Genomic DNA, 8,119 nt, shown 5'->3' with positions numbered 1-8,119 from the left:
ATGCCCTCCTTGAGGGAGACCGCCCGGGCGGTCTCGGCGGCGTCGGCGTCGGTCACGGTGACGACCTCGTCATAGACCTTCGTGTTCAGGATGCCCGGGTAAAAACCCGCCCCGATGCCCGCTATCTTGTGGGGGCCGGGCTCCCCGCCCGAAAGAACGGGGGAGGCCGCGGGCTCCACCGCCGCGACGTGCACGGAGGGGTTTTTCTCCTTGAGGACCTCGCCCACCCCGGTGATGGTGCCGCCGGTGCCCACCCCGGCCACGAACCCGTCGGGGGGCCCGCCCAGGGCCTCCAGTATCTCCCGTGCGGTGGTGCGCCGGTGGACCTCGGGGTTGGCGGGGTTTTCGAACTGCTGGGGCATGTAATATTCGGGATGCTCCCGCTCTATCTCGGCGGCCCGCTCCACCGCACCCATCATGCCCTTATTGCCGGGGGTGAGGACCAACTCGGCCCCGAAGGCCTCGAGAAGTTGCCGCCGCTCCATGGACATGGTCTCCGGCATGGTGAGGATGAGGCGGTATCCCCTGACCGCCGAGACCATGGCCAGGCCGATGCCCGTGTTGCCGCTGGTGGGCTCCAGGATGGTGCCTCCGGGCTTGAGGCGCCCTTCGCGCTCAGCCCACTCTATCATGCCCAGGGAAATGCGGTCCTTCACCGAGCCGCCGGGGTTCTGGCCCTCGAGCTTGGCCCATATCTCCGCCGAGCCCCTCTCGGCCAGGCGGTTTATCCGCACCATGGGGGTGTTGCCTATCAGGCTCAGGACGTCGGGGTAAAGTTTCATGGGGCAATTATAACAGAACGTCCGCCGTGGGGTGGGCGAAGATGTGCAAAAGAGGGCCTATTTCCCCTCGGCCTTTTCCTTTTTCCTGGTCAGGAAACCCCAGGCGTTCTCCGCGATGCCCACGGCGAGATAGAGCATGGTGAAGACGAAGAGGGTGGCTTCCGGGTGCGTGACGAAGACAGCGATGGCCACCACGATGCCCACCAGTATCCAGAACGGGCGCCTCTCCCTGATGTTGATTTCCTTGAAGCTGTGAAACCGGAGCGTGCTGACCATGAGGAGAGAGACCAGGATGGCCACGATAAGGACGAAGGCGCTCTTGTGCGCGTTCCAGCCCATCTTGCCGTAGAAGACCACCATGGCCGCGGCCACGGCGGCGGCGGCGGGAATGGGCATTCCCGTGAACGACTTCTTCTCGGCCGAGCCCATCTGGATGTTATAGCGGGCCAGCCTCAGGGCGCCGCAGGCCACGAAGAGGAAGGCCACGCCCCAGCCCACCCGGCCGAAGGGGGCCAGGGCCCAGTTGTAAAGAAGGATGGCCGGGGCCGCCCCGAAGGCGATGACGTCGGAGAGGCTGTCCAGCTCTATGCCGAACCGCGTGGTGGTGTTGGTGTGGCGGGCCACCCAGCCGTCCATGGTGTCGAAAAGCCCTGCCACGATGATGGCCCAGGAGGCCGTGGGAAAGTTTCCCTTGAGCACCGAGACGATGGAGAAGAAGCCCGCGAACATGCCCCCCAGGGTGATGGTGCTCGGGAGGAGGAATATCCCCTTTCTCACTGCGCCTCCGGGAGAACGGCCAGCACCGTAAGGCCCGCCTTGACCTTCTCGCCCGGCTTCACCCTGACCCGCACGCCGGGGGGGAAGTAGTGGTCGAGCCGGGAGCTGAACTTGATGATGCCGAACCTCTCGCCCCGGCCCAGGCGGTCTCCGGGCTTCGTGCGGTTGACGGCCCTCCGGGCCATGACGCCGGCCACCTGGCGCACCAGGACCTGATGCTCCCCGCAGCGCAGAAGCATGGCAATGCTCTCGTTTCTCTCGGAGGCCTCCTCCCTGAAGGCTGCCAGGAACCTCCCCGGCCTGCGGGTGACGCTCAGAACTTCTCCGTCACAGGGGCAGCGGTTTACGTGGACATTAAAAGCGGACATGAAAACGCTTATCTTCGTGGCCGGCCCCTCCAGGGGCACGGCCCCGCTTACGGGTCCCACGCCGATGACCGTGCCGTCGGCGGCGCTCAGGAAACCCGGCCCGGGGGGCGGGGTCCTTTCCGGGTCGCGGAAGAAATAGACCATGAAGAGGGCGAGGACCAGGGGGAGGAGGGCTGCCGGGGGGCCGAGGACGAAGACCGCGACGATGGTGAGGGCAGAGAATATCCCGATGAAGGGATACCCCTCGGGGGCCAGCCTCATCCCGAGGCCTCCTCAGGCCTTCTTCCTGTCAACGAGCTTGCCTTTCTTGAGCCAGGGCATCATGGCGCGGAGCTTGCCGCCCACCTCCTCGATGCGGTGCTCCTGGCCCCGGCGCGTCAGGGCGTTGAAGACGGGCTTGCCCGCCTTGCACTCCAGTATCCACTCCCGGGCGAAGGCGCCGGACTGGACCTCGTCGAGGATTTTCTTCATCTCCTCCCTGGTCTCGGCGGTGATGACCCGGGGGCCGCGGGTGAGGTCGCCGTACTGGGCGGTGTTGCTGACGGAGTAGCGCATGTTGGAGATGCCTCCTTCGTAGATGAGGTCCACGATGAGCTTGACCTCGTGGAGGCACTCGAAATAGGCCATCTCCGGCGCGTAGCCGGCTTCCACCAGGGTCTCGAAACCCGCCTGGATAAGGGCGGTCACGCCGCCGCAGAGGACGGCCTGCTCCCCGAAGAGGTCCGTTTCGGTCTCCTCGCGGAAAGTGGTTTCGATGATGCCCGCCTTGCCTCCGCCGATGGCAGCCGCGTAGGCCAGGGCCACGTCCCTCGTCTTGCCCGAGGGGTCCTGGTGCACGGCTATCAGGCAGGGTACGCCGCTGCCCTTTGTGTATTCGCTCCGGACGAGATGGCCGGGGCCCTTGGGGGCGACCATGAAGACGTTGGCCCCGGCGGGCGGGACGATCTGGCCGTAATGGATGTTGAAGCCGTGGGCGAAGGCCAGGGAGACGCCGTCCTTCATGTGGGGGGCCACCTCCTCACGGTAGATGTCGGCCATGTACTCGTCGGGCAGAAGCATCATGACGACGTCGGCCGCCCGGGCCGCCTCGGCGGGTGTTTTGACGGTGAAGCCCGCCTTCCTTGCCTTCTCCCAGCTCGGGCCCTTCCGCGCCCCCACCACGACCTTCATGCCGCTGTCCTTGAGGTTGCCCGCATGGGCGTGCCCCTGGCTGCCGTAACCCAGGACGGCCACGGTCTTTTGCTTCAAAACGGAGAGCTTCGCGTCCTTGTCATAGTAAACCTTGACCATGGAAACCTCCAATCGAGAGTAAGAGTTCCGGGAAATCAAGGTCTTATTATATTACAAGCCGGCCCGATTTGCACCACGCCCCCAGACGCCGCGCAGTGCATGTGATACCATGTGCGTAAGGAAGACCGGTCTATCACATTTGGCGAGGAGGTGTCGTTCATGAAAGCGGGATTCATCGGGATTGGCCATCTGGGGCGGGCCATGGCCGGGCGTCTCCGGGACGAAGGGGTGGAGCTTGTGCTCTGGAACAGGACCCGGCGGAAGGCCCTGGACCTGGGCGTGCCCGTGGCCGAATCACCCGCCGAGGTCTTCGCAAGCGCCGACCTTGCCTTCATGAACCTCTTTGACAGCGACGCGGTGCGCTCCGTCCTCACCGGGGAGAACGGCTTTGCGGGCTGTCCGGAGAAGAAAGGGAAAGTCGTCGTGGACACCACGACGAACCACTTCCGGGACGTGCTGGATTTCCACCGCATCCTGAGAGAGCAGGGGGCCTTCTACGTGGAAAGCCCGGTGGCCGGGAGCGTGGTGCCCGCCAGCCGGGGCACCCTCACGGTGATGGCAAGCGGCGAGGAGGCCGCCTTCGAGCGCGCCCGGCCGTACCTCGAGCTCATCGGGAAGAACGTCTTCTACCTGAGGGAAGCCGGCAGGGCGACCCGGATGAAGCTCATCAACAACCTGGTCCTGGGTGTTCTGATGGGGGGCATCGCCGAGGCGGCGTCCCTGGCTGAGGAGGCCGGCATCCCGAAGGAGGAGGCACTGGACATTCTGGCCGCGGGGGCGGGGAACTCCGCCGTCATGAACGCCAAGAAGGACAAGCTCCTCAAGGAGGACTTCTCCTGCCATTTCTCCGGAGCCCTCATGTACAAGGACCTCCATTATCTCCAGGACCTCGCCCGGGAGGTGGGGATGCCCCTGTTTACGGGCAGCGCGGTCAAGGAGGTCTTCGCCCTGGGCTTCCCCCAGGGGCTGGGCGGAGAGGACTTCTCGGCCGTCTACCGGGCCCTGCGGGGCCTGAAGCGCGAGGGGTGACAGGGGCCGGCGTGCGGGAGGGTGAGGCGCTTTGCCCTCCCCGACGGTGCTTCCGCCCATCCTCCGGGCCGCTTCTTTCGGCCCGTTCCTGGCCGGATGGTGTTCTTCCGCGTATTCAATGTCCGGCATGACGGTGCCGGCTTTATGTGAGGAGAGGGGAGGGCTCCGGAAGCGCATGGCCGGACCTGTGGGATGGCCATGAGACGTGGCGGAGGATTTGGAGCGGGAGGATGTGGAGGAGCGGAAATACAGGGGAAAAAGCGAGCGGCAAGAGAAAGGCCCGTTGTGAAAAGGCCCGTTGTGACGGGGCGCACCCGCATCCGGGCTGCTCATGGTATATGATGACAGGGAAAGGAGCCGAATGAGCGGAGGCGGAGAAGAGAAGAAAAGGGGCATCATCTCGCGGCTGACCGACGCCCTTTTCGAGGAAGTGGACAGGGAAAGGATGCCGGGGCGGGGGACGTTTTCACCGGCCCAGGGGGAGCCTGCGATTCTCAGCGGGCGGCTTCTCGAGCAGATCGAGGCCGAGGTGGAGAGGGCGGGCGCTGAGCTCGTGAAGTTCCTCGAGCTGGTCGAGTCCTTCGTGGATATCATCCCCGAGGAACAGAAGCGCTATTCCGCGGCCCTGAAGGCCTTCACCCATGCATCGGGCCTCACGCGCGAGGACGTCCTCAAAGCGGCCGACCGCCAGCTCGAAGAAGTGGCCCGGCAGAAAGGGGGCTTCTCCAAGCGGCTGGCCAAATGGCAGGGCGAGCTCAAGGTGCTTCAGGCGCGGGCGGGGGAGGTGCGGGGCCAGATAGGCCGCCTAGAGGAGAGGGTGCGGGAGCTGGAGGCCGAGGAGAAAAGGATACTGGAGGTAGTGGCCGCCGGGGAGAAGGAGGCCGCAGAGGCCGAAGGGAAGTTCGACGACATGGCCGAGGACCTGGCGCGCCGGATAAGATGGGTGAAGGGCAAGATCGAAGGCCGCGGGGAAGGGGAAAGCAGCGAGAAAGCGGCCCCCCGCGCCGAGACGGCCGATGTCCGGGCCCCGACCCCTGTCCCGCCCGCCGAGAACGAGCCCGCGCCGGAACCCCCTCCGGATGCCTATGTGGGCGAGGTAAAAAACCCCATGGCGGGGGAAGGCACCGCCGGGGAGAAGCGCCGGAAGCCCTGTCCGGACTGCGGGGGCGAGCTTAACTGGTACGCGGCGGAGAGGAAGTGGATGTGTTACGCCTGCGCTCACGAGGAGGACGGGTAAGGCCCTCCGCCTCCGACTGAGCGGTCCCCTCTTCCGGCCCGCAGAGGGCCGGCTTCGGCACCGCCCTTTCCGACTTTTTCCCTAAGCCGTCGCGGCGGCGCCTTTTCTCCTGGGGCGCTTGTTGGCTTCGAGCACCTTCTTTCTGAGCCTGAGGGAAGCAGGGGTGACCTCCAGAAGCTCGTCCTCCCTGATGAACTCCAGGGCGTGCTCGACCGAGAGGGTCCTCGGAGGGATGAGCTTGATGGCCTCGTCCGCCCCGGCCGCCCGCATGTTGGTGAGCTTTTTCTCCCTGGTGACGTTGACGTCCAGGTCGGCGTCCCGGGAGCTCTCCCCGATGATCATCCCCTCGTAGACCTGGGTCCCCTCCGGGATGAAAAGGGTGCCCCGGGGCTGCAGGTGAAACAGGGCGTAGGGAGTGGCCGCACCCCTTCTGTCCGATATCAGGGCCCCGGTGGGGCGCTTGGAGAGAGGGCCCATCCAGGGCTCGTAGCCCTCGAATATTTGGTGGGCCAGCCCGGTCCCCCGCGTGTCGGTGAGGAACTGGGAGCGGAAGCCGATGAGCCCCCGGGAGGGAACCCGGAATTCCATCCGCACCCGGGCCCGGGCGTTGTGCATCCGGAGCATCTTGCCTTTTCTCAGGCCCACCATCTGGGCGAGCACGCCCACGTACTCCTCGGGGATGTCCACCACCAGCAGCTCCACGGGCTCATGAATGACGCCGTCGATGTCTTTTGTGATGACCTCGGGCATGGAGACGGATAGCTCGTAGCCCTCTCTGCGCATCGTCTCTATGAGGATGGCCAGCTGAAGCTCGCCCCGTCCCTTGACCACGAAGGAGTCGGTCCCGGAAAAATCCACCCGGATGCTCACGTTGTGCAGGACCTCCTTCTCGAGCCTCTCGCGCATCTGCCGCGAGGTGACGAACCTGCCCTCGCGCCCGGCAAACGGGGAGGTGTTGACCGAGAAGACCATGGAGAGGGTGGGCTCCTCCACGGCGATGCGGGGCAGGGGGCGGGGGTCGGCGACATCCGTGACGGTGTCGCCGATGCCGGCGCCGTCGAGGCCGGCCAGGCAAAGGATGTCTCCGGCGGAAGCGCTCTGGATGGGCTGCTTGGTGAGGCCCTGGAAGGCGTAGAGCATGGTCACCTTGGCCCGGGCCGGCGGCTCCTCCCTGCCGGTGATGCCCACGGTCTCCCCCTGCCGTATGGTTCCGGAGAAGACCCTGCCTATGGCGAGCCTGCCGGTGTAGTCGTCGTAGGCGAGGTTGGTGACCAGCATCCGAAGGGGCAGCTCGTCGTCATAAGAGGGCGCGGGGACGTGGGCGAGGATTGCCTCGAAGAGGGGCTCCAGGCTCTCCAGGCCCTCGGTGGGATGGGTGGAGGCCACCCCGGCCTTGGCGTTGGTGTAGAGGATGGGGAAGTCGAGCTGCTCCTCCTCGGCCCCCAGGTCTATGAAGAGGTCGTAGACCTCGTTCAGGACCTCCTGGATGCGGGCGTCGGACCGGTCTATCTTGTTGACGACCAGGACGGGCGGGAGCCGAAGCTCCAGGGCCTTCCTCAGGACGAACCGGGTCTGGGGCAGGGGGCCCTCGGAGGCGTCCACCAGCAGGAGGACACCGTCGACCATCTTGAGGGTGCGCTCCACCTCGCCGCCGAAGTCGGCGTGCCCGGGGGTGTCGACGATGTTGATGGTGGTCTTGCCGTAGCGGATGGCCGTGTTCTTGGCCATGATGGTGATGCCCTTCTCCCGCTCCAGGTCGATGCTGTCCATGACCCTTTCGGCCACCTGCTGGTTGCTCCGGAAGATGCCGGACTGCCGGAGCATGCCGTCCACCAGGGTGGTCTTGCCGTGGTCGACGTGGGCGATGATGGCGACGTTCCCTTCCGGGGGCCTGCGGGTGTGTCTTTTGTCCGGCCGTCTCGCCGACCGGCTGCGTGGCGAGCCGGGCGGGGCTACCCGGCCTGCTCGCCCGGGGCCGATTCTTCGGGGGACGTCTCCGGGGCGGCTGCCTGGTCGTCCGCCGCGCTCTCGGGGCCGGCGGCCTTCTCAGCCAGCCTCTTTGCCCGCTTTTCTTCCTTCTTTTTCTTCTTGCTGACTTCCTTCCGTCTCTTTTCGGCCTTGTAAAAGTTCTTCCGGGCCAATGGCACCTCCGTGGTCTCGGGATTGGGTAAAGCAAGGGCGGCGCCTTGCAGTGCCGCCCTTCCCGGGGTTACAGCTTTTCGATGTTCTCCGCCTTGGGACCCTTGGCCCCGTCGACGATGTCGAAGCTTACGGCGTCTCCCTCGACGAGGGTCTTGAAACCCTGGCCCTGGATGGCGCTGTAATGGGCGAAAACGTCCTTGCCTTCATGAGTGGTGATGAAGCCGAAACCCTTCGCCTCGTTGAACCACTTCACTCTGCCTTCTGCCATGTGACGTGTCCTCCTTTCATGGATCTTAGAAAACGAGGAGGTCGCCACAAAAAAACCGCAGAGCGCGAGCTTTGCGGTTCTTGTCAACAACTAAGCTCCTCAGCTTCTCTCTTACTATGGCACAGTCCGGGGGGCGCGGTCAAGAGGAAAAGTGGGGATGACAGCCGAATGTAAGACAAATGTAGGCACATGAAACCGCAGACTCTTCGCCAGAGCATGCGACTGC

The 8,119-nt window shown here is 65.2% G+C and carries 9 protein-coding genes; 2 read left to right on the top strand and 7 right to left on the bottom strand.

Features of this window, described 5'->3' with window-relative positions; translation table 11 throughout:
- From cysK to ilvC, 4 genes are all read right to left on the bottom strand, one after another.
- On the bottom strand, positions 1–782 hold a 782-nt coding region (gene cysK / locus P8Y39_11775; GenBank protein ID MEJ2192997.1), incomplete at its 3' end, for a cysteine synthase A.
- 57 nt (positions 783–839) lie between these two features.
- The gene (gene pssA, locus P8Y39_11770; GenBank protein MEJ2192996.1) at positions 840–1,559 is read right to left on the bottom strand and encodes a CDP-diacylglycerol--serine O-phosphatidyltransferase; all 720 of its coding nucleotides are present in this window, start codon (positions 1,557–1,559) and stop codon (positions 840–842) included.
- Positions 1,556–2,188, bottom strand: a complete 633-nt coding sequence (locus tag P8Y39_11765; protein ID MEJ2192995.1) for a phosphatidylserine decarboxylase — start codon at positions 2,186–2,188, stop codon at positions 1,556–1,558. Before P8Y39_11765 ends, pssA begins: the two co-directional genes overlap by 4 nt.
- A 12-nt stretch (positions 2,189–2,200) precedes the next feature.
- A complete protein-coding gene (gene ilvC, locus P8Y39_11760) occupies positions 2,201–3,217 on the bottom strand; it encodes a ketol-acid reductoisomerase (GenBank protein ID MEJ2192994.1) in 1,017 nt (338 codons plus the stop codon).
- Positions 3,218–3,349: 132 nt separating this feature from the next.
- Between ilvC and P8Y39_11755 the strand changes: the two genes are divergently transcribed.
- Positions 3,350–4,246: an NAD(P)-dependent oxidoreductase gene (locus tag P8Y39_11755; GenBank protein ID MEJ2192993.1), complete on the top strand. Its 897-nt coding sequence runs from the start codon at positions 3,350–3,352 to the stop codon at positions 4,244–4,246.
- A gap of 361 nt (positions 4,247–4,607) precedes the next feature.
- The gene (locus P8Y39_11750) at positions 4,608–5,483 is read left to right on the top strand and encodes a hypothetical protein (protein ID MEJ2192992.1); all 876 of its coding nucleotides are present in this window, start codon (positions 4,608–4,610) and stop codon (positions 5,481–5,483) included.
- An 81-nt stretch (positions 5,484–5,564) separates the two neighbouring features.
- Here the strand turns inward: P8Y39_11750 and typA are convergent, their stop codons facing one another.
- The 3 genes from typA to P8Y39_11735 all read right to left on the bottom strand — a co-directional run bounded on the left by typA (position 5,565) and on the right by P8Y39_11735 (position 7,893).
- The gene (typA, locus tag P8Y39_11745) at positions 5,565–7,352 is read right to left on the bottom strand and encodes a translational GTPase TypA (GenBank protein MEJ2192991.1); all 1,788 of its coding nucleotides are present in this window, start codon (positions 7,350–7,352) and stop codon (positions 5,565–5,567) included.
- Positions 7,353–7,435: 83 nt separating this feature from the next.
- Positions 7,436–7,630, bottom strand: coding sequence for a hypothetical protein (locus P8Y39_11740; protein MEJ2192990.1), 195 nt, complete (start codon positions 7,628–7,630; stop codon positions 7,436–7,438).
- Positions 7,631–7,692: 62 nt separating this feature from the next.
- Entirely contained in the window at positions 7,693–7,893 is a 201-nt protein-coding gene (locus P8Y39_11735; protein ID MEJ2192989.1) for a cold-shock protein, read from the bottom strand.
- Between the last annotated feature and the right edge of the window lie 226 nt (positions 7,894–8,119).

This window comes from Nitrospirota bacterium (assembly GCA_037386965.1).
Lineage (GTDB): Bacteria > Nitrospirota > Thermodesulfovibrionia > Thermodesulfovibrionales > JdFR-86 > JARRLN01.
Note: the sequence above shows the minus strand (reverse complement) of the source record. Positions and strands in the feature narration are given on the sequence as shown.